The sequence below is a fragment of the Larsenimonas salina genome (assembly GCF_023736155.1).
Taxonomy (GTDB): domain Bacteria; phylum Pseudomonadota; class Gammaproteobacteria; order Pseudomonadales; family Halomonadaceae; genus Larsenimonas; species Larsenimonas salina.
The window spans coordinates 234201-253766 of sequence record NZ_JAMLJJ010000001.1 but is presented as its reverse complement, the minus strand read 5'-3'; the positions used below and the strand labels follow the sequence as shown (position 1 = coordinate 253766).

General features: G+C 59.7%; 22 protein-coding genes. 3 read left to right on the top strand and 19 right to left on the bottom strand.

Annotation, left to right across the window (positions count from 1 at the left end; genetic code table 11):
- Positions 1-9 precede the first annotated feature (9 nt).
- The 11 genes from NAT23_RS01190 to NAT23_RS01140 form a co-directional block, all read right to left on the bottom strand.
- A complete protein-coding gene (locus tag NAT23_RS01190) occupies positions 10-1002 on the bottom strand; it encodes a DNA polymerase III subunit delta' (protein WP_251924720.1) in 993 nt (330 codons plus the stop codon).
- Complete coding sequence (gene tmk / locus NAT23_RS01185; protein ID WP_251924719.1) at positions 993-1637, bottom strand: dTMP kinase; 645 nt, start codon at positions 1635-1637, stop codon at positions 993-995. Before tmk ends, NAT23_RS01190 begins: the two co-directional genes overlap by 10 nt.
- A gap of 13 nt (positions 1638-1650) precedes the next feature.
- The gene (mltG, locus tag NAT23_RS01180) at positions 1651-2655 is read right to left on the bottom strand and encodes an endolytic transglycosylase MltG (protein WP_251924718.1); all 1005 of its coding nucleotides are present in this window, start codon (positions 2653-2655) and stop codon (positions 1651-1653) included.
- Positions 2656-2689: 34 nt separating this feature from the next.
- A complete protein-coding gene (gene pabC / locus NAT23_RS01175; protein WP_251924717.1) occupies positions 2690-3493 on the bottom strand; it encodes an aminodeoxychorismate lyase in 804 nt (267 codons plus the stop codon).
- 2 nt (positions 3494-3495) lie between these two features.
- Positions 3496-4728, bottom strand: a complete 1233-nt coding sequence (gene fabF, locus NAT23_RS01170) for a beta-ketoacyl-ACP synthase II (protein ID WP_251924716.1) — start codon at positions 4726-4728, stop codon at positions 3496-3498.
- A 238-nt stretch (positions 4729-4966) separates the two neighbouring features.
- Positions 4967-5200: an acyl carrier protein gene (gene acpP, locus NAT23_RS01165; protein ID WP_250937436.1), complete on the bottom strand. Its 234-nt coding sequence runs from the start codon at positions 5198-5200 to the stop codon at positions 4967-4969.
- Between the two features lie 95 nt (positions 5201-5295).
- A complete protein-coding gene (gene fabG, locus NAT23_RS01160; protein WP_251589697.1) occupies positions 5296-6039 on the bottom strand; it encodes a 3-oxoacyl-ACP reductase FabG in 744 nt (247 codons plus the stop codon).
- 11 nt (positions 6040-6050) lie between these two features.
- Positions 6051-7007 (bottom strand): ACP S-malonyltransferase, encoded by a 957-nt coding sequence (gene fabD / locus NAT23_RS01155; RefSeq protein WP_251924715.1) that lies wholly within the window; start codon positions 7005-7007, stop codon positions 6051-6053.
- A 141-nt stretch (positions 7008-7148) separates the two neighbouring features.
- Complete coding sequence (gene plsX / locus NAT23_RS01150) at positions 7149-8165, bottom strand: phosphate acyltransferase PlsX (protein ID WP_251924714.1); 1017 nt, start codon at positions 8163-8165, stop codon at positions 7149-7151.
- A gap of 23 nt (positions 8166-8188) precedes the next feature.
- Positions 8189-8362 (bottom strand): 50S ribosomal protein L32, encoded by a 174-nt coding sequence (rpmF, locus tag NAT23_RS01145; RefSeq protein ID WP_251589694.1) that lies wholly within the window; start codon positions 8360-8362, stop codon positions 8189-8191.
- A gap of 27 nt (positions 8363-8389) precedes the next feature.
- Positions 8390-8680 (bottom strand): YceD family protein, encoded by a 291-nt coding sequence (locus tag NAT23_RS01140; RefSeq protein ID WP_251589693.1) that lies wholly within the window; start codon positions 8678-8680, stop codon positions 8390-8392.
- A 39-nt stretch (positions 8681-8719) separates the two neighbouring features.
- On the opposite strand from NAT23_RS01140, the gene NAT23_RS01135 reads away from it, so the two are divergent.
- Together NAT23_RS01135 and NAT23_RS01130 are read left to right on the top strand one after the other, a co-directional pair.
- Entirely contained in the window at positions 8720-8914 is a 195-nt protein-coding gene (locus tag NAT23_RS01135; protein WP_251924713.1) for a hypothetical protein, read from the top strand.
- Between the two features lie 108 nt (positions 8915-9022).
- Entirely contained in the window at positions 9023-9625 is a 603-nt protein-coding gene (locus NAT23_RS01130; RefSeq protein WP_286009893.1) for a Maf family protein, read from the top strand.
- Here the strand turns inward: NAT23_RS01130 and sppA are convergent.
- The 3 genes from sppA to NAT23_RS01115 are packed head-to-tail and all read right to left on the bottom strand — an operon-like array spanning position 9610 to position 12357.
- A complete protein-coding gene (sppA, locus tag NAT23_RS01125; protein WP_251924712.1) occupies positions 9610-10698 on the bottom strand; it encodes a signal peptide peptidase SppA in 1089 nt (362 codons plus the stop codon). The two genes, NAT23_RS01130 and sppA, sit on opposite strands and share 16 nt — an antisense overlap.
- 28 nt (positions 10699-10726) lie before the next feature.
- Positions 10727-11386 (bottom strand): HAD-IA family hydrolase, encoded by a 660-nt coding sequence (locus NAT23_RS01120; protein ID WP_251924711.1) that lies wholly within the window; start codon positions 11384-11386, stop codon positions 10727-10729.
- Between the two features lie 23 nt (positions 11387-11409).
- On the bottom strand, positions 11410-12357 hold the full coding sequence (locus NAT23_RS01115) for an RluA family pseudouridine synthase (RefSeq protein ID WP_251924710.1): 948 nt from the start codon (positions 12355-12357) through the stop codon (positions 11410-11412).
- A gap of 632 nt (positions 12358-12989) precedes the next feature.
- Between NAT23_RS01115 and rne the strand changes: the two genes are divergently transcribed.
- Positions 12990-16007, top strand: a complete 3018-nt coding sequence (rne, locus tag NAT23_RS01110; RefSeq protein WP_251924709.1) for a ribonuclease E — start codon at positions 12990-12992, stop codon at positions 16005-16007.
- 99 nt (positions 16008-16106) lie between these two features.
- Here the strand turns inward: rne and murB are convergent, their stop codons facing one another.
- The 5 genes from murB to lpxK are packed head-to-tail and all read right to left on the bottom strand — an operon-like array spanning position 16107 to position 19564.
- The gene (gene murB, locus NAT23_RS01105; protein ID WP_251924708.1) at positions 16107-17132 is read right to left on the bottom strand and encodes a UDP-N-acetylmuramate dehydrogenase; all 1026 of its coding nucleotides are present in this window, start codon (positions 17130-17132) and stop codon (positions 16107-16109) included.
- Positions 17120-17611, bottom strand: coding sequence for a low molecular weight protein-tyrosine-phosphatase (locus tag NAT23_RS01100; protein WP_251924707.1), 492 nt, complete (start codon positions 17609-17611; stop codon positions 17120-17122). Before NAT23_RS01100 ends, murB begins: the two co-directional genes overlap by 13 nt.
- Before the next feature lies 1 nt (position 17612).
- Positions 17613-18377, bottom strand: a complete 765-nt coding sequence (kdsB, locus tag NAT23_RS01095) for a 3-deoxy-manno-octulosonate cytidylyltransferase (protein ID WP_251924706.1) — start codon at positions 18375-18377, stop codon at positions 17613-17615.
- Positions 18374-18565, bottom strand: coding sequence for a Trm112 family protein (locus tag NAT23_RS01090; RefSeq protein WP_251589675.1), 192 nt, complete (start codon positions 18563-18565; stop codon positions 18374-18376). Before NAT23_RS01090 ends, kdsB begins: the two co-directional genes overlap by 4 nt.
- Before the next feature lie 15 nt (positions 18566-18580).
- Complete coding sequence (gene lpxK / locus NAT23_RS01085) at positions 18581-19564, bottom strand: tetraacyldisaccharide 4'-kinase (RefSeq protein ID WP_251924705.1); 984 nt, start codon at positions 19562-19564, stop codon at positions 18581-18583.
- Positions 19565-19566: the final 2 nt, after the last annotated feature.

The window sequence follows — 19566 nt, the reverse complement described above, 5'->3', positions numbered from 1 at the left end:
GCGACTGGGTCACGCGCGAAGCAGCGCCGCCCACCGAATCAGCCAGGCTTCGAACACCAGCTGCGCATTGGGGTTCCCGCCCTTCGCCACCAGCTGACGCTGCTCCCTGGCGTAATCAAGCAGACGAAACCAGTCCCGTACCCGGCCGTTCTTGATCGCTTGACGATATAACGGCAACAGGTCGCGATTGCGTACCCCCCGCTCATCGCCGGAAAGGCCAAGCCGGATCAAATCCTCGAGCCAGGTAATGCCATACCAAAGCGAAAGATCAAGTGTCTGGCGATCAAGCCGCGCCGCCTCAGAGACCGGGTCGGCGCCGCGAATCAGGCCGTCGAAGCTGTCCATCAGCTGCTGTCTGAGTTTTCGACGCTCGGGCTCGGCCAGACGCGCAGCCAGAAGCGGCACATCCCCGGCCACGTTCAGCCAGAATTCGGCGTCATCCGGGCTCATCTGGTGCGTCTCACCAAGCCACTGAAGGGCCACGTCATGACGCGGCAACGGCAGCGTCCACTGCTGACACCGGCTTCGAATGGTCGGCATGACCCGCGACACCACATCGGCCCCCAGCAGAAAGAGCGTACGCTCCCCCGGCTCTTCCAGACTTTTCAAAAGCGCATTGGCCGCCGCCGTATTCATTCGCTCTGCAGGCGAAAGATCGATGACGCGGTACCCGCCCTGCTGCGCGGTTTGCGAGACAAACGTACTGACATCCCGAATGGTATCGACACGAATCAAGCGTCCGGCGTCCTGTGGGTGCACATGAAGCACATCGGGGTGGTGTCCGGCGCGCCACATTCGACAATCATGGCATTCACCGCAGGCGTGAGCGGCGCCACGCGCATGCCGACACAGCACCCGCGCGGCAAACGCGCTGGCAAGCCGGGCCTTGCCGACGCCTTCCGGCCCGCTAAGCATAAGGGCGTGCGGCAGACGCTCACGCGTCAATAGACGTGTGAACTGCTCGAACAGGGGCGCCTGCCAGGGATAGGGCGTCAGTTCCATGCCGCCAGCAACCGCGTCAGTGCCTCATCGATGCTCCCCTGAACGTCCTCAAGGGGACGAGCGGCGTCAATCGTCTCGATGCGCTCCGGCGCGCGCTGAGCCGCGGCCAGGTACCCGGCTCGCACACGCTCGAAAAAGGCCGAGCGCTCCTGTTCGAAACGATCCGCCTGCCCGCCACGTGATGCCAAACGCTCGGCCGCAGCCGAGACCGGCATATCGAGCAGCAGCGTAAGATCAGGGCTCAGACCTTGTTGCACCAACGCTTCAAGGTGCTCAATGGCTTTTGTATCGCAGCCTCTGGCCGAGCCCTGATAGGCGTAGGTCGCGTCCGTGAAACGGTCACAGACCACGAACGCGCCGCGCGCAAGCGCCGGGCGAATCACCTGCTCGAGATGCTGGGCTCGCGCGGAGAAGACCAGCAGCAGCTCAGCCAGGTCGCTCAACGGCTCTTCGCTATCAGGCGCCAACAGTAAGCCACGAATCTGCTCGGCGCGAGGTGTCCCCCCGGGTTCACGGGTACGAACGACCTCGTGCCCCATCGATTCGAGGCGCTCGCACACGAACCGAACGTTGGTAGTCTTGCCCACCCCTTCCGACCCTTCAAGCGTAATGAAGGCGCCCCGGCGTACTGTCATCGCTGATGCCCTTTCATTTGTTGAGCAGATATTTTCTGACCGCACGATTGTGCTCGGCCAACGTATCGGAAAAATAATGCCGGCCTTCGCCCCGCGCCACGAAATAAAGCGCGGTACCCGGCGCCGGATGAACGGCGGCATCGATGGCCGCCTTGCCCGGCAACGCGATCGGCGTCGGCGGCAGGCCATGGATGACGTAGGTATTGTAGGCGGTGGCCGTTTCGAGATCGGCCCGGGTGATGTTGCCGTCATAGCTCTTGCCAAGGCCATAGATCACCGTGGGGTCGGTCTGAAGCCGCATGCCCTTTTCGAGCCGACGCACGAAGACACCGGCAATCTCTCGACGCTCTTCGGGCGCACCGGTCTCCTTTTCGATCAACGAGGCCAGAATCAGCGCCTGATAAGGCGACTCGAGCGGCAGGTTTTCGTCGCGCTCGGCCCAGGCCTGATCGAGCGTCGATGTCATGCGCTCGAACGCGGCGCGGTAGAGCCTTAGATCACTGGTGCCCTTGTGGTACTGATAGGTCGAGGGAAAGAAACGCCCTTCGGGGTCCATCCCTTCGTGGCCAAGCTTGGCCATCAAGGCCTCGTTGCTCAATTCCTTTGTCGAATGATCGAGCTTGTCGAGCGCATCGATGTGCGCACGCATGTTGGAAAACGTCCACCCCTCGGGCACGGTGAAGCGATACGTGACCACCTCATTGCTCGAGAGCCTTTCAAGCACCTCATAGCCGGTCATGCCCGGGTCGATTCGAAACTCGCCGGCTTTCAACTGCCTCAACCGTTCAGGCTCGAGCACACCCAGCACCTTATAGGGCCATTGTGCGTCGATGATGTGCTCGGACTGAAGGCGCGTAAGCACCTGGCGTGCCCCTTCCCCGCGCTCGACCTCAAAAACCGTCGACGACGATAGGGCGACAGGCGAAGTTAACGTGTGGCGCCAATAGGCATAGCCACCCCCCAACACCGCGCCGCACAGCAGCATCAGTACGACGATGAAGGTGATGATCCGTTTCACGACACGCTCTCCTTGAAACCTAGCTTCTTGAAACCTAGTCATACCCGAGCAGCGCATTGGCCTGCCGGGTCATGGTCTTGACGGGCTCGGTCAAGGCCCAGTGCGTCACCGGCGCGCCATCTGCGCTTACAAGCGAAGTCACCGGCCAGCAGCCCTGCACCGAATTGAAAACGATCATCGCCTGTACTGAAGGCAGATTTTGCGTCCTGAGCACCGCTTGAGTGAGTAGACCTCGCTCGATCAAGGCACGGCGAAGTGTGCCGCCTACCCCACAGCGGTCGAGTCTCGGCGTGAGCCACTGACGACCATCGAACCAGGCGACATTCATCGCGGTGGCCTCGATCACGTGACCGTCAAGGTCAGAGAGCACCCCTTCGGCAATTCCTGAGTCTGACCATTCCTGCCGCGCCAGCACGTTTTCGAGCCGACTCAGATGCTTGATGCCGGCAAGCTGGGGCTGAATGCTCAGTTTAAGCGCACACAGTCGCACCGTAACGCCTTGATGCTGGCGCGCTCGGTCGGGCTCAAAAGGGGAAAAATGATAGCTCCACGAGGGCAGGGCCTGCGCGGGCGGCGCGTAGCCGCGCCCACCGCTGCCTCGGGTGACGAGAAGCTTTAGCACACAAAGCCCAGCGCCTGCCCGGGCCAGAACAGCCTCGAGCTCGGATCGGCACGGAGGCGTGAAGCCAAGCCGTGCGGCCCCATCAGCCAGCCTTTCCATGTGCTCGTTCCAGAAAAGCGGCGAGCCGTTTCGCACGAGAATGGTCTCGAAAAGACCATCCCCGTACGCGAGGCCGCGATCGCTCATGGGAAAGGAATCGACCTGCTGGGTACTCATGATCAGATGCGACTGAACACCAGCGAACCGTTGGTTCCGCCGAACCCGAAGGAGTTGGTGAGGACGTTGTCGATATGCATGTCTCGTGCGGTGTTTGGCACGTAGTCAAGCACACAGCCTTCACCGGGTTCATCCAGATTGATGGTGGGCGGCGCCACCTGATCACGGATGGCAAGTACCGAAAAGATCGCCTCGACCGACCCGGCCGCACCCAGCAAATGGCCGATCATCGACTTGGTCGAACTGACGGCAACATTCTTGGAGGCCTCACCAAGCACCGCTTCAACCGCTTGACTCTCTGCCACATCGCCGGCCTGGGTCGAAGTTCCGTGGGCGTTAATGTACTGAATCTGCTCGGGGTTGAGCTCTGCGTCCCGAAGCGCCTGACGCATGGCCTGGCCCGCGCCGGTGCCATTGGGCGAGGTGATGTGGTGGGCATCATCGCTCATGCCGAAACCGGTAAGCTCGGCATAAATGGTGGCGCCTCGAGCCTTGGCGTGCTCGTACTCCTCGAGCACCATGACACCCGCGCCGTCAGAAAGCACGAAGCCATCCCGATCACGGTCCCACGGCCGGCTGGCCGCCTGCGGATTGTCATTACGAGTCGATAGCGCCCGAGCCGCCCCGAAACCACCAACACCGAGCGGCGTCGAGGCCATCTCGGCACCGCCGCAGATCATGACGTCGGCGTCGCCGTAGGCGATGGTGCGTGCGGAATATCCGATGTTGTGTGTACCGGTCGTGCAGGCCGTGGTGATGGCGATGTTTGGCCCCTTGAATCCGTATTGGATCGCCAGGTTGCCCGCAATCATGTTGATGATCGAGCCCGGCACGAAAAACGGTGAAATACGTCGCGCACCACCTTTGAGCATCGACTGGTGATTATTTTCGATCATCGGTAAACCACCGATACCGGAACCAATCGCCACGCCAATGCGCTCGGCGTTTTCTTCAGTGCATTCAAGACCTGCGTCCTGAATCGACTGAACGGCCGCTGCGATGCCGTACTGAATGAACAGATCCATCTTGCGGGCATCTTTGGGATTGAAGTAACGCCCAGGTTCGAAATTCTTGATCGCACCGCTGAACCGCGTATTGAAGTTCGAGGCGTCGAAGTGCTCGATCGGCCCGATCCCGCTTTTACCGGCTTTGATGTTGGCCCAGGTGTCGTCCACGCTATTGCCAACGGGGGTCAGCATGCCCAAGCCGGTCACCACGACTCTTCTGCGAGGCATTGATATTCCTCCAAACTACCTAGTGAATGCGGGTCATGGCCGCACTTAAAACGCCCTGCAGATCTATGGGTGCAGGCAACAAACCCCGCATTATACTGATAAACGCGCCACTTGGGATGGGTAAACGACGATAGAAGGCGTGTTCGCTCAATCGGTTGCCCATACAAGACGAAGCCGTTCTGTCTCCAGAACGGCTTCGTAACCGGCAGGCGTCGCGGGGACGCTCGACAACGCCTACTTACTGGTGGGCGTTGATGTAGTCGATTGCTTCCTGCACGGTGGTAATCTTTTCCGCTTCTTCATCTGGAATTTCGGTGTCGAATTCCTCTTCAAGCGCCATCACCAGCTCAACGGTGTCAAGAGAGTCCGCGCCAAGGTCTTCGGTGAAGGAAGAGCTGTTCTGGATCTCATCTTCCTTGACATTCAGGCGTTCCGCCACGACTTTCTTTACGCGCTCTTCGATGGTACTCATTATTTACTTACTCCTAGTAGGACGAATCCGCTAGCTCAAATCAGCGGGTAGTTTATAGGCCACTACCGGGGGACGCAACCGCGGCCCCGCAGCAATCAGCGCATGTTCATGCCGCCATTGACATGGATAGTTTCGCCAGTGATGTAACCTGCACCATCACTGGCCAGAAAACCAACGGCCGCCGCGATTTCTTCCGGCGTACCGAGGCGCGTCAGTGGCACCTGACCCAGAAGGGCCTCCCGGTGCTCTTCCGGCAACTTTTCTGTCATATCGGTTGCGATGAACCCCGGCGCAACACAATTGACGGTAATATTACGTGAAGCCACTTCGCGTGCCAATGAACGGGAGAACCCTTCCATTCCAGCCTTGGCCGCAGCGTAGTTGGTCTGACCAAGATTGCCCGATGACGCAACCACCGAACTTACGCTTATGATACGACCGAAGCGTGCCTTGGTCATCCCGCGCAGACACGCTTTAGAAACACGGTAGACGGATTTCAAATTGGTATCCAGTACCGAGTCCCACTCCCCTTCTTTCATCCGCATCAGCAGATTATCCTGGGTAATCCCCGCATTGTTAACCAATACGGTGGGCGCGCCAAATTCTTCGGCAATTGCCTTGAGTGCAGCATCGATGGATTCGGCGCTTGTCACATCAAGCGCAAGACCCCGCCCGTCAATGCCGTGAGCCTCAAGGTCAGCACCGATTCGCTCGGCACCGGACTCGGAGGTCGCTGTTCCGACAACGATCATTCCCTGCTTGCCCAATTCACGGGCGATGGCCTGACCGATTCCTCGACTGGCACCAGTCACCAGGGCCACTTTACGCATATCCGACATACATCATTCTCTCAATTGTCGCTGACACTTTCGCGCGCCATTTCAAGCGCATCAGCAAGGCTTTCAGGATCATTGATGGCCTGACCACGACTTTGGCGATTGATCCGCTTGCCAAGCCCGGTCAACACCTTACCAGGCCCGCATTCGATAAAGGTCGACGCACCGGCCTCACTCATGGCTGTTACGCAATCGACCCAACGTACCGGCCGATAGAGCTGCTGGACGAGATTTTCGGTAAGCGTTGCCACGTCCTGAGCGACCCGTGCATCAACATTCTGGTACACCTTATAGCGCGGCGATTTAATGTCCATCCCAGAAAGCTGGCGCTCGAGCGTTTTGGAGGCCGGCTCCATCAATGCACAGTGCGATGGCACCGACACTGGCAGAAGGATCGCCCGCTTGGCCCCGGCGTCCTGGCAGGCAGAGATTGCGCGTTCGACCGCTGCCTTGTCACCGGCGATAACAACCTGACCAGGCGCATTGTAATTGACGGCAGACACCACCTCGCCCTGGGCGGCATCAATACACGCCCGCTCAATCACGGCGTTATCAAGCCCGAGAATCGCAGCCATGGCACCACGCCCCTGAGGCACCGCCGCCTGCATGGCTTCACCGCGCGCGCGCACGAGACGCACGGCATCGGCAAACCCCAAAGCGCCTGCGCATACCAGTGCGCTGTACTCGCCCAGGCTGTGGCCGGCCATGACACCTGGACGCGGCCCTTCAAGCTCCTGCCAGACACGCCAGATGGCAACGCTTGTCGTCAATAGCGCCGGCTGCGTGCATGCCGTATCGTTCAACGATGCCTCGGGGCCTTCCTGAACCACGCTCCAGAGGTCATATCCCAGCGCAGAGGCACCCTCTTCGAAGGTTGTCCGTACGACGCTATAGCGCTCAGCCAGCTCGCGCAGCATTCCAACCTGCTGAGAGCCCTGTCCGGGAAAGACGAAGGCCAGAGTGTTGGTCATGATGATCACCTATTTATTCTCGTTACACACGTGAGCACCGAGCATGCTCTTTACAAAGCACGAAGCCTGCTTGGCAAAGAGCACGTTAAGTTCGCCGCGCATAATACGTTACCGGCGCGCGAATCAAAACCGTCGATGGTCTTATACATCCAATAATCGACTCGCAAGCCGCTGCGGAAGCTGCTCTTTTGCCTCGGAAAACGCCCGCTGCACAGCAAACGAAAAGCCCCGCGCATCAGCGCTGCCGTGGCTTTTGACCACCGTTTTGGCAAGCCCTAGAAAACTTGCGCCATTATAGCGCACGGGATCCAATTCATGATGAAACCGGGTCAGAGCCGGCCGCGCCATAAAGCTTACGATCCGCGTCCAAACCCCGTCCTCGAACCGGTGTTGAAGGCGCTTCCCAAGCATCCTTGCAAGCCCTTCACTGCTTTTTAGAACCGCATTACCTACATCACCGTCACAGACCACGACATCGACGTCGCCGGCAAACATTCCACCGCCTTCGACAAACCCCGTGTATTCAAATGACCGATAGGGCACGGCACTCAAACGGACATGGGCCTGACGAACACGATACGCCCCCTTGCTCGACTCCACCCCAACGTTCAAAAGCGCCACCCGAGGCCTTGCCATCCCGTCCACAACCGAGGCCATGGCGGCGCCCATATGCGCAAACTGCACCAGCATTTCGGGTGACGAGTCCACATTCGCGCCCAGGTCGAGCAGATAACAGCGTCCACCACCTTCGGTAGGAACAGCGCAACTGATCGCCGGACGCTCCAGGCCGGCACTCATGCCGATGTAGCGGCGCGCAAGCACCATGAGAGCACCCGTATTCCCCCCACTGATGGCCGCAGACACCTCGTCGCGAGCCAATGACATTAAACAGCGGTGAAGACTGGTCTCTTCGGGCGTTCTAAGAAGCTGGGAGGGTCTGTCAGCCTCATGAACCACCGCATCGGCGTGCGAGACCTGAAGGCGTGAGCGCGTAAAGCGCAGGGATCTGGGGAGAGCATCAATCTGTGCGTCAAGCACATGAGAGGGGCCGTGCAGCACGGCACTGTTGCCAGGCAATTGACTCAAGGCGTGAGCCACACCCTCAACAGTAGCGCGGGGACCTAAGTCCCCGCCCATGGCATCAACGGCAATACGCACGCGAACGCGCGTCTGCGAGATGCTTACTCGCTGGCTTCAACAACCTGGCGACCACGGTAGAAGCCATCCGGGGAAACGTGATGACGACGATGCGTATCACCGTTTTCGTTAACGGACAGCGTCGGAGCGCTCAGTGAGTCGTGCGAACGGCGCATGCCGCGCTTGGAACGGGTCTTGCTGCTTTTTTGAACTGCCATGACGGATCTCCAGTCGTGATAGCTAAATCAGTTTTTGTCCTTTAACGAGCCAAGCACGCTAAATGGATTCGTTTTGGTCTCTTCACCCTCTGCTACAGGGTCGCCACTTTGAAGCGCATCCTGACCGACCGGACACTCATCTTCATCGTGATACAGCACCTGCGGCAGCGTCAGTAACAGCTCATCTTCGACGAGCGGGAATAGATCGAGCTGCTCGTCTTCCACGAACACCGGCTCATAGCGCTTTTGCATCTGCGCAGCCAATGCATCGGAGCTTACCATTCCCAAGAGAAATGAGCTGTCGAGCGAAATTGACATCGGCTGAAGGCACCGTTGACATGGCATATCGACATCGGCATGCAAACGGCCTTCAATATAATGCTGGCGCTGCATATCGATCCCAAACACCAGCTCAACCTGGCACTCGCCCGTTTGCTGGCCGACAGCGTCGACAAGCCGAGCAAAGCGGTCAAGCGCAATAGCGCCACCCAGGACTTCACCCTGGGCAGCAAGCCGATAGGGCTCGACGGTATTTGGCAATCTAGTGGTTGACATAGGCGCGCAATAATAGGGATTGTCTTGTGTGCTGTCAAAACCTATTGCCGGCCTCGTTCATGACATGCTTATAAACGCACCACCCATCGACTCTCGGAAATCACGATGCTCGCACTGCCTCTTGTTCTGGCGTCACGCTCACCGGCCCGAAAGACGCTGCTGACTCGCCTGGGCCTGCCCTTCGACATTCTCTCACCCGACATCGATGAAACGCCCTTGCCCGGTGAATCGCCCGAGACGCTGGTCAGGCGCCTGGGCCAACAAAAGGCCGAGACGGTCGCAGGAATCCGCCCGGACCACCTGGTCATTGCAAGCGACCAGGTGGCACTGCATCAAAACGAGATACTCGGAAAGCCGGGCGATACTCAGCGCGCCTGCGCGCAGCTTGCCCGCTTTTCCGGACAAAGCGTTCTGTTTCTGACAAGCCTTGCACTTTATCACCCACATCATGGAATGCGCCTGCATGTCGAGCCTTATCGCGTGCACTTTCGCACGCTGACCCAGGACGAAATTTACGCATACATCGACAAGGAGCAGCCATTAGAGTGCGCGGGCAGCTTCAAGATGGAAGGGCTTGGCATCACGCTGTTCGAGCGCCTTGAGGGCGATGACCCCACCGCCCTCATTGGCCTGCCCCTTATTGCCTTGAGCCGCCTCCTGACCGAGCTTGACTGCCACCCGCTACTGAATACTCAGGGCAACTCGTAGCGAACAGGCGATGTACCGGAGTCAACGCCGACCCCAAGCCATTCGGCCGCGACCTGACCAAGCTTTCTGGACAAGCGCTCAAAGGGGTCTGGCTCCGGCGTATAATCCTTCGTTTCATCGGTTTCAAACCGTCCACGAATCAGGTGGTCGAACGTATCAACGCCATCGGTCAAGCCAAGCTCGACCGCCTGCTCACCGGTCCAGACAAGCCCTGAAAAGAGCTCGGGCTCGTTTTTCAGACGATCACCTCGTCCGACCTTGACGTCATTGATGAACTGCTGATGCGTAAGCGTCAGAATGCGCTGCCAGAACGCACGCTGCTCGGGTGTGACGTCCTGAAATGGATCAAGAAAATCCTTGTTTTCACCCGCTGTAAACACACGTCGTTCCACGCCGAGCTTCTGAATCGCATCCTTCAGGCCAAAGCCTGAATAGATCACCCCGATCGAGCCGACAAGGCTTGCAGGCGCTGCATAGATTTCATCGGCCGCGGCGGCGACGTAATAGGCACCGCTTGCGCCAATGTCCTCGATGACGGCGATAACCGGCGCATCGATCTGCCCCTTGATCCGCGTAATTTCCTGATAGATACGCTGTGACTGCACGGGCGAACCGCCAGGGCTATTGATTCGAAGGATCAGCGCCTTGGCGCGGTCATCCCGTGCGGCCTCCTGAAGCCCTTCAATGATCGTATCGGCGCTGGCTCGCCCCTTCGAGTCGATCACACCGTCAAGCGATACCACCGCCACGTGAGGCTTGGCCGCCCCCACGCTTACATCACTGCCGACGCGCGTCATCGCCTTGTAACCAAGCCCGATCAGTGACACGACAATCACCAAAAGCACCAGACGAAAGAAAATCTTCCACCGCCGGGCTCGGCGCTGTTCGGCCGTGACCTCACGCGCCCAGCGCGCCATCAATGTGCGCTCGTCCTCACGCTCATCAAGGCGCTTTTCAAGTCGTGCTACATCATCCCTTCGCGCCCACTCACTGCGCCCATCATTACTGCCTTGGTCATTCGGGTGGTCCTTGCCACCTTCTCGCCAGGGGTCATCCGGTCGCTCATCACTCATAAAGGCCACTCCTCATCGATCACGGGAATCACGATTCGAGTACCCAGCGCACCAGCGCCAGGAAGTCACACGTTTCAAGGACCGGGGTGTGCCTTAGAAGCTCGTCACGGTCATGCACCCCGTACGTCATCGCCACTCGATCCATGCCCAGGCGCTCGGCCATCTCGAGATCGAAGGTGGTATCGCCCACCATGAGCGCTCTGTCTGGCGAACACCCAAGCTCACTCAAGAGCTCTTCGAGCATTCTGGGGTCGGGCTTCGAGGCCGTCATATCGGCAGTTCGACTGGCCTCAAACCAATCACCACACTGATGATCCCTGAAAACACGATCAAGTCCCTTGCGGCTCTTCCCGGTCGCAACCGCGAGCTTGAGCGCCCCGTGAGCACGAAGGCGTGCAATGCCCTCGGGGACCCCCTCGAAGAACGACAGGGGCGCCTCATGGGTCTCGGCGTGCACGAAGTGATGGGAATAACGGGCTTGAATCCGCTCCCGGGTAGTGCCGTCCTGCTCCGGCCAGAGGGCCTGAATCGCCTCAGGCAGCCCAAGCCCGATAATGCGGCGTACCGCCTCGCCATTGGGCACGGGCACGGAAGCGTCCTGACCGGCATGCTGCATGCTGGCGACGATCCGGGCCGCTGAATCCATCAGCGTGCCATCCCAGTCGAAAATGATCAGGTCATACGTCATGTGGGCTCCAATCGAATCAAACATCAACCGCGGTGGCGTGCGTTTTCCAACACCTTGGCAAGGTCGGCACCCAGTGAGGCCGTGATCGTGATCGTGCGCCCCGTTTTCGGATCGGGAAAACCAAGCGTGTGGGCATGCAAAAACAGCCGCTGAAGCCCGACGCTTCGGGCAAGCGTTTCCCCGTTTCGCGAACCGTACTTGCTGTCCCCCAAAAGCGGGTGACCTACATGCTGGGCATGCACTCGAATCTGGTGGGTGCGCCCGGTCACCGGCTCGGCCTCGATCAGCGTCATCTCGGGAAATGTTTCCAATACGGCAATGCGCGTGCGGGAACGCTTGCCCTCCTTGTCAACACGAACGCGACGCTCACCGTTGCCCGCATCGAACCGGTCCAGTGGCGCACTGACCCAGTCGCGACGGGCAGGCCACCGCCCCTCCACCAGCGCCATGTAACGCTTGTCCATCTGCTTTTGCTTCATGGCCTCGTTCAATGAAAGAAGCGCCTCGCGCGATTTGGCCAGCAGCAGACAGCCTGACGTATCCCGGTCAAGCCGATGCACCAGCTCCAGAAAGCTTACGTCGGTTCGAATCTGTCGAAGCGCTTCAATAAGCCCGATTTTCACGCCGCTGCCACCATGCACGGCAAGCCCTGAGGGCTTGTTGATCACGAGCCATTGATCGGTTTCGGCCAATACCGAGGACGCCAGCACGTTTTTCAGATTGTCACTGACATCCTTGACCGCCTCCTCGGGCCTGAGCCTCAGCGGCGGCACACGGACGACGTCCCCGAGCTCAAGTCGACGATCTGCCTTCGCCCGCTTTTTATTGATGCGAACCTCACCCTTTCGAATAATGCGATACACCAATGAGCGCGGCGCGCCCTTGAGGCGCGTCATCAAAAAGTTGTCCAGCCGTTGGCCGGCATGGCCTTCGTCGATCTCGATCCACTGTACGTCATGCCCCTGCGACATCACTTATCCTCACTTGCCTCGGCCGAAACTCAAACGCGCATGGTAACGGATAATCGATCCGCAAGCGCGAATTGCTGGGGTGGAGGTTAACTGATATATTGCTAAACGCTTGGATGAGCCCGTTTTTTCGCTTGTCAACGCGCCTGCAACACGATATTTACGCAGGCTCAAGCAACGAATATCGACTGTATATAACCGTATTTTAAACGCCTGAATGTGAACCATTCACACCAGGAAGCAACTGACCTCCGTGTCGAAAAGACCGGCGTCGCCGAACCGACGAATGCCAGGTGTCTGGTGGTAGAAACAAGGGCCGGTAGATCAATACATCACCGCGACACGTCCTGATACCACCGCGTACTCAACATGATCACTCATGCACTGGGGATTTCCCAAAGGCATGAGGCGCCTTCTCGACATGCACTGAGCACAGCACAACGCTTGCCGGTTCGGCATCACCGATGCTTTGAGCCAATGCCGAGCCCCGCCCTCTCATGCGGGCACTACAATGACAATGGTCTTGAGGGTGGACGACACCCGACATAGTTTGTTGCCTTGGCCCCCGTCCTGATAACGGGGCTGGACACTGGTTCATGGCTGTCTTACGACGCGCTTTATTTGTGCGAGACAACATGAAACGAATGCTAATCAACGGCACCCAGCCAGAAGAACTGCGGGTTGCCATGGTGGACGGGCAACGCCTTTACGATCTGGACATCGAGTCCGGCGCCCGAGAACAGAAAAAAGCCAATATCTATCGCGGCAAGATCACCCGCGTCGAGCCAAGCCTTGAAGCGGCCTTTGTCGATTTCGGCGCCGAGCGCCACGGCTTTCTCCCCATGAAGGAAATCTCCCGCGAATACTTCGTCAAGGACGTCAATGGCCGTCCCAACATTCGGGAAGTCCTCAAGGAAGGCCAGGAAGTCATCGTTCAGGTCGACAAGGAAGAGCGCGGCAACAAGGGCGCGGCACTGACCACCTTTGTAAGCCTTGCCGGACGCTTTCTAGTCCTCATGCCCAATAACCCACGCGCCGGCGGCATCTCTCGCCGGATCGAGGGTGAGGAACGCGCTGAGCTCAAGGAAGCGATGAGCCAGCTCGACATGCCCGAGAAAATGGGTGTGATCGTCCGTACGGCCGGCATCGGCCGCTCGACCGAAGAGCTTCAATGGGACCTCCAGTACCTCGTGCAGGCGTGGGAAGCGATCACGACCGAGGCCAGCAAGCGCGCCGCACCGTTTCTGATCTACCGTGAATCCAACGTCATCATTCGCGCCATGCGCGACTATCTTCGCCAGGACATCGGTGAGGTACTGATCGACAGCCCGGCCATTCATCAGGAAGCGATGGCGTTCGTGCGCTCGGTCATGCCGACGTATGAAAACAAGATCAAGCTCTACACCGATGACGTGCCTCTTTTCTCGCGCTTTCAGATCGAGTCCCAGATCGAAACCGCCTATCAGCGCGACGTCAAACTGCCCTCGGGCGGCTCCATTGTCATCGACCACACGGAAGCCCTGGTGTCGATCGACATCAACTCCGCCCGTGCGACCAAGGGTGGCGACATCGAGGAAACCGCCCTTCAGACCAATCTGGAAGCGGCCGAGGAAATCGCCCGCCAGCTGCGTCTTCGTGACATCGGCGGCCTGATCGTTATCGACTTCATCGACATGTCTCCGGCCCGAAACCGCCGGGACGTAGAAAACCGCCTGCGCGACTCGGTCAAGCTCGACCGCGCCCGCGTTCAGACCGGCAGCATCTCACGCTTTGGCCTGATGGAAATGTCGCGCCAGCGCCTGCGCCCATCACTGGGTGAAACCAGTGGCGTGGTCTGCCCGCGCTGCGACGGTCAAGGCACCATTCGCGATGTGCGCTCCCTGTCGCTTTCCGTCATGCGCCTGATCGAAGAAGAGGCCATGAAAGAGCGCAGCTCACAGATTCGTGCGCTGTTGCCGGTACCGGTTGCAACCTATTTGCTCAACGAAAAGCGAAGCGTGCTGGCCGCCGTCGAAAGCCGTCAGAACGTTCGTGTCATGCTGCTGCCTCAGCCGGACATGGATACGCCGCACTTCGAGGTTCAGCGATTCAGAGATGACCAGGTCGATGAAAATGATCTGGGCAAATCGAGCTACGAGCTTTCCGCTGAATTCGAATATCAGCAGCACGATGAATCACTGGCCACCGACAAACCGGTTTCTCGCCCGGAGGCGGCCGTCAAGACCGTGGCTCATGCCCCTGCGCCTGACTCGCTCAAGCAACAGGATGAGGCCGCACCAGAGCCCCAGCCGGAAAGCGGCGGGTTTATGGGACGCCTCTTCCGTGGCGTAAGTCGCCTGCTGGGCAATGACACCGCAACAACAGAGACTCGTCGCCCCTCCAGCAGTGAAGCCTCGGCCAAGCCGGAGCGCTCGAGCACACAAGGCACCGAGCGCAGTCGCGGCCAGGAACAGGCCAGCAAGGAAAGATCGGACACATCGTCGAACACGCGAACGTCATCAAGCACTGCATCGAGTGGCGCCTCAGGCAGCGACCGTCGAGACAGCGGCAACCGCTCCAACAAGGGCAGAACCGAGCCCAAAGACACCGGGCGTAGCGAGAAAAACACCGCCGGCGAGTCGAAATCCAAGCGAGCGCCCTCGCGCAGTGATGAGTCGGACAGGCAAGGCAGCGCCTCCAACAAGGAAGGCGATACTGCGAGCAACGGCAAGCAGAACGAGAAAAAGTCCGCCAAGCCAGCGCCGCAAAAAGCCAGTAAATCCGAGGATAAATCCGGCAAGCCCGATACGGCGGCCGATAAATCCGAGCAGCCGTCTTCCGGCAAGGATGACAAGGCAAGCGTCAAGCCGAGCGAGAGCACCGCTGACACCACCTCAAAGCCTGAGCACAGCGCCAAGGACGAACAGCCTGCCAAGCCCAAGCGCACGCGCAATAACCCGCGTAAGCGGTCGCGCACTCATGCGCTGGACCCCAAGGCGGTAGAAGCCCAGAATGCGGCCGGCACCGCACCTGCTGATGCGACCCAGGCAACCACCTCTGCCGAGGAAAGCGTGGCAACTACGGCGACGGACACGTCAAAGAACGTAGATCAGGGCAAGGCGGATAATGCTCAGCAGGCCAAGCGCGATGGCAAATCCAACGCCTCGCCCAAGGCGACATCCAGCGCGGAGACGAGTACGTCTCAGCCCAAAGCATCAGCCGCCAAGGATTCGTCAAAAGACGCCGCACAGGACAAGGCTTCAACAGCCCCGTCTCGTGCTCCAAGCCTGTATCACAAGACTCCCGCGTCACACGCCTCATCAAACGGTGATGACTCAGACGCGCGTTCGACCAAGTCTGCAACCGAGGCTACGCCGAAGACCAAACCGACGCTGACCGACAGCGCCTCGGCCCCTCAGGCTGAAAAGGCTGAAAAGGCTGAAAAGGCTGAACCAGTGTCGACCCAGCCGGCCTCATCCAGCAAGCCCGTTGCCGACCAATCGCCGACTAAAGCTGCCGAAGCGTCAGCATCTGACGCCCAAAGCGCTGCAGCAACACAGTCGCCTGGCAAGCCTCAGCGGGCCTACAATGATCCGCGCGAGGTCAAAAAGCGTCGTCTGGAAGCACAAAAGCAGACTGCGCAGGCAGGTTCGGATCAAAAGTCCAACACTTGATGCCACACCAACCGGGGCAACCTTGCCCCGGTTAGATACAAGAACGCCCGGCCATGGCCGGGCGTTCTTGTATCCAATACCGTGTCGCACCGTCTCGCGCTACTCCCCCCAGAAACCGGGCTCGCGCTCAAGAGTCACATCGAAGCGGGTCTGAACCGCCTCACGAATACGGGTTTCCAGCGCGAGAATATCCTCTGCCCGGCCATGACCCTCGTTAACGATCACCAACGCCTGATGCTCATGCACGCCAACGCCCGAGGGGTCGCGCGCGCCCTTGAACCCACATTGATCGATCAGCCAGCCCGCCGCCAGCTTGATGAAACCGGGCTCAGCCACGGGGTACGTCGGCAGCGTTTGATGACTCGCTCGAAGATGCTTGGCAAGCGCCAGAGGCACAACCGGATTCTTGAAGTAGCTGCCGGCATTACCGATTTCAGCCGGGTCCGGCAATTTGGCCCGGCGCAACGCGCATACGCGCTCGGCAACCATCAAGGGCGTTAACACCTCAAGACCGGCAAGGGCGTCGAGCCCCTGATAGGCCAATTTGGGCGTTGGCCTGGAGGACAGCCGCAGTACGACACGCACGATAACGACCTGCTCGGACAGCGCCTGTTTAAAGATGCTGTCGCGGTAACCGAACATGCATTCCGACTGCGCTAGACGTCGGTACTGACCGCTCGCCCGCTCGACAACGTGCACCTCCTCGACCACATCGGAAAGCTCGACCCCGTAGGCGCCAATGTTTTGAATCGGTGCAGCACCGACCGTTCCCGGAATCAGCGCGAGGTTTTCGACCCCCCACCACCCACTGGATGCCAGCGCCATGACAAGCCCGTGCCAATCCGCGCCCGCCTCCACGTGATGGAGCCGCTCGATATCAGACACCCACTCGCCCCACCAGGCCCGGTTTCCGGTATAGCGAAGCACAAGCGATGACAGCGTGTTCGGCAGGATGACATTACTGCCGCCGCCAAGCACCTTGAGCGGCACACCCTCGGCCGAGGAAAACGCAAGCACCGCACGAAGCCCCTCGACCGAACCCACTTCGGCGCTAAAGCGCGCCGTGCAGGGCAAGTGAAACGTATTGGCGCCGCCAAGGTCGGCCCAATGTGTCAGCTGGACCATTGATGCTCGGCGACCCTCTCGTCGATAAACGCATCACAGGCGCGCTCGATGAGGTCATAAACGTGAGAAAAATCGTCACCGTTACCACGGTACGGGTCAGGAACGTCATCGCCAGGCGCCGGCGTGGTCCAGGAAAGAAGCTTTGCATAGCGCGCGGTCGCGTCCGCCGGACAACGGCGTGCCACATTGGCCAGATTGTCGTTGTCCATGACGAGGATCCAGTCGAAGTCCTCGAAATCGTTCGAACAAAGCTCGCGGGCGCGAAGGTGATCGATACTGATGCCTCGGCGCGTCGCTTCCTGGCGAGCCCTTGCATCCGGCGGTGAACCCGCGTGCCAGTCGCCGGTACCGCAGGAATCGATCTCAAAGCGCTCATCGAGCCCCCGAGCGGCGACCTTATCCCGGAAAATACCTTCTGCCGTGGGCGAACGGCAGATGTTTCCCAAACACACGAACAACACTCGAACGGTCTGACTCATGTCACACTCCCGGCTCATTGAAGCATTGGCGCACACGCACGAGATCAGCCTCGGTGTCCACGCCCGCTGGATACTCCTGATCGCACACGCTCACCTGGATGACGTGGCCCTCATAAAGCGCCCTGAGCTGCTCGAGCGATTCAAGCCTCTCAATCGGCGCCTCGGACCAGGTCACGTACTGACGCAAGAACCCGACCCGATAAGCGTAAAGGCCGATGTGTCTGAGCCAGCCTGACTGGAGCGTTTTGCCCGTCGCTGGCGGAAATCGATCACGGTCCCAGGGGATAGGCGCTCTTGAAAAATAAAGCGCCCGACCGGCCCGGTCGCAGACCACCTTTACGACACCTGGCAACAGCAGGGTATCGGTTGACGTGATCGGCTCGGCAAGCGTTGAAATCGATGCCTCGGACGTGTGCAGGGCCGTTGCGACCTGATCAATAAGCTCAGGCGGGATCATGGGCTCATCGCCTTGCACGTTCACCACACAGGCGGTGTCATCGAGCCCGAGTTGCTCGGCCACTTCTGCAAGACGCGAGGTGCCGTTCGGATGCGCTTGATCGGTCATGACCACCTCGGCACCGAAGGCCTGTGCGGCGCGTTGAATACGGACGTCATCGGTTGCAATCACGACCCGGGCGGCCTTGGAGGCACACGCCTGGCGCCAGACCCGCACGACCATCGGTTCACCGCCGATGTCTTCAAGCGGCTTGCCCGGCAAGCGCGTGGAGCCGAACCGAGCCGGAATGACGACAACAAAGGCACTCATGAGCGCTTCGCCATGACCTCGTCGGCGTCGAGCACGCGCGCTTCCTCGACAATCATCACGGGGATGCCGTCACGAACCGGGTACGCCAGACCGCTTTGACGGCACACAAGCTCATTGGCCGTCTTGTCGAACTCGAGCGCCTCTTGGCTCTGGGGACAGACCAGCATGGCCAGCAATTCTTTATCCATGGAATTCTCCTTGACTCAAAGTACCGAAAGACGTGTTCGAAGATAGTCGATCAATGCAGGTTCTGGGCGGGCCTCGACGTCAAGTGACCAGCAGCGCTCGTTGGCAAAGCCTCGGCACTTGACCGCGTCCTTGGCCGTCATGACCACCGGTCGATTATCGGCAAACTTCAGATCCTGCGGCGTGAAGCGATGGTGATCACCGTGGGGGTGGCGCTCGAACCCGACGCCAAGGGCGTCCAGCGTATTGAAAAATCGCTGAGGGTTGCCGATGCCGGCGGTGGCATGCACCGGGCCGGTAAAGGGTCGAGCCTCAATCGGGTAGCACACGCCATCGCTCAAGTGCCGCCACGCATTCGGGGTCAGCGTCATACCGAAGGTACTGGCGTCGGTCGGGCACGACAGATCGCCGTTGGTGATGACCGCATCGACGGAGGTGAGTCGGTCAAGCGGCTCTCGAAGCGGCCCGACCGGCAGACAGTGCCGGTTGCCGAAGCCCTTCTGACCATCGACCACCACCAGCTCGATGTCTCGGCCCAGATAGTGATGCTGTAACCCATCGTCAGACACCAGAATATCGCAGCCGGCCGCAATGAGCTTTCGCGCCGCCCGCGGGCGGTCGGGGTCAACAGCGACCGGCAGCCCGGTTTGCTGCGCAAGCATCACCGGCTCGTCCCCGGCCAGATCCGGCGAGGTAGTCTCATCGACGTAAAGCGGGTAGCGTGGCGCGTGACCGCCGTAGCCTCGAGAGATAATGCCCGGGCGCCAGCCCTGCTCCTGCAGCCAGCGCACAAGCCAGGCCACAAGCGGCGATTTCCCGGTGCCACCCACGGTGATGTTACCCACCACGATCACGGGCACCGACGCCTCCCAGGTCGCCTTCTGCCCCCGGGCAAACTGCCGATTGCGGCGAGCAACACCTGCCTTGTACATCAGTTCCAGAGGCCACAGGAGCTTGGGCCAGCGGGCGCCGTTGTACCATGCGCGTTCGAGTCGATTCATGG

Coding starts and splice junctions, on each gene's coding strand:
- NAT23_RS01190 (WP_251924720.1), bottom strand. CDS start 1,002: ATGGAACTGACGCCCTATCCCTGGCAGGCGCCCCTGTTCGAGCAGTTC.
- tmk (WP_251924719.1), bottom strand. CDS start 1,637: ATGACAGTACGCCGGGGCGCCTTCATTACGCTTGAAGGGTCGGAAGGG.
- pabC (WP_251924717.1), bottom strand. CDS start 3,493: ATGAGTACCCAGCAGGTCGATTCCTTTCCCATGAGCGATCGCGGCCTC.
- fabF (WP_251924716.1), bottom strand. CDS start 4,728: ATGCCTCGCAGAAGAGTCGTGGTGACCGGCTTGGGCATGCTGACCCCC.
- acpP (WP_250937436.1), bottom strand. CDS start 5,200: ATGAGTACCATCGAAGAGCGCGTAAAGAAAGTCGTGGCGGAACGCCTG.
- fabG (WP_251589697.1), bottom strand. CDS start 6,039: ATGTCGGATATGCGTAAAGTGGCCCTGGTGACTGGTGCCAGTCGAGGA.
- fabD (WP_251924715.1), bottom strand. CDS start 7,007: ATGACCAACACTCTGGCCTTCGTCTTTCCCGGACAGGGCTCTCAGCAG.
- rpmF (WP_251589694.1), bottom strand. CDS start 8,362: ATGGCAGTTCAAAAAAGCAGCAAGACCCGTTCCAAGCGCGGCATGCGC.
- NAT23_RS01140 (WP_251589693.1), bottom strand. CDS start 8,680: ATGTCAATTTCGCTCGACAGCTCATTTCTCTTGGGAATGGTAAGCTCC.
- NAT23_RS01135 (WP_251924713.1), top strand. CDS start 8,720: ATGCAAACGGCCTTCAATATAATGCTGGCGCTGCATATCGATCCCAAA.
- NAT23_RS01130 (WP_286009893.1), top strand. CDS start 9,023: ATGCTCGCACTGCCTCTTGTTCTGGCGTCACGCTCACCGGCCCGAAAG.
- sppA (WP_251924712.1), bottom strand. CDS start 10,698: ATGAGTGATGAGCGACCGGATGACCCCTGGCGAGAAGGTGGCAAGGAC.
- NAT23_RS01120 (WP_251924711.1), bottom strand. CDS start 11,386: ATGACGTATGACCTGATCATTTTCGACTGGGATGGCACGCTGATGGAT.
- NAT23_RS01115 (WP_251924710.1), bottom strand. CDS start 12,357: ATGTCGCAGGGGCATGACGTACAGTGGATCGAGATCGACGAAGGCCAT.
- rne (WP_251924709.1), top strand. CDS start 12,990: ATGAAACGAATGCTAATCAACGGCACCCAGCCAGAAGAACTGCGGGTT.
- murB (WP_251924708.1), bottom strand. CDS start 17,132: ATGGTCCAGCTGACACATTGGGCCGACCTTGGCGGCGCCAATACGTTT.
- NAT23_RS01100 (WP_251924707.1), bottom strand. CDS start 17,611: ATGAGTCAGACCGTTCGAGTGTTGTTCGTGTGTTTGGGAAACATCTGC.
- kdsB (WP_251924706.1), bottom strand. CDS start 18,377: ATGAGTGCCTTTGTTGTCGTCATTCCGGCTCGGTTCGGCTCCACGCGC.
- NAT23_RS01090 (WP_251589675.1), bottom strand. CDS start 18,565: ATGGATAAAGAATTGCTGGCCATGCTGGTCTGTCCCCAGAGCCAAGAG.
- lpxK (WP_251924705.1), bottom strand. CDS start 19,564: ATGAATCGACTCGAACGCGCATGGTACAACGGCGCCCGCTGGCCCAAG.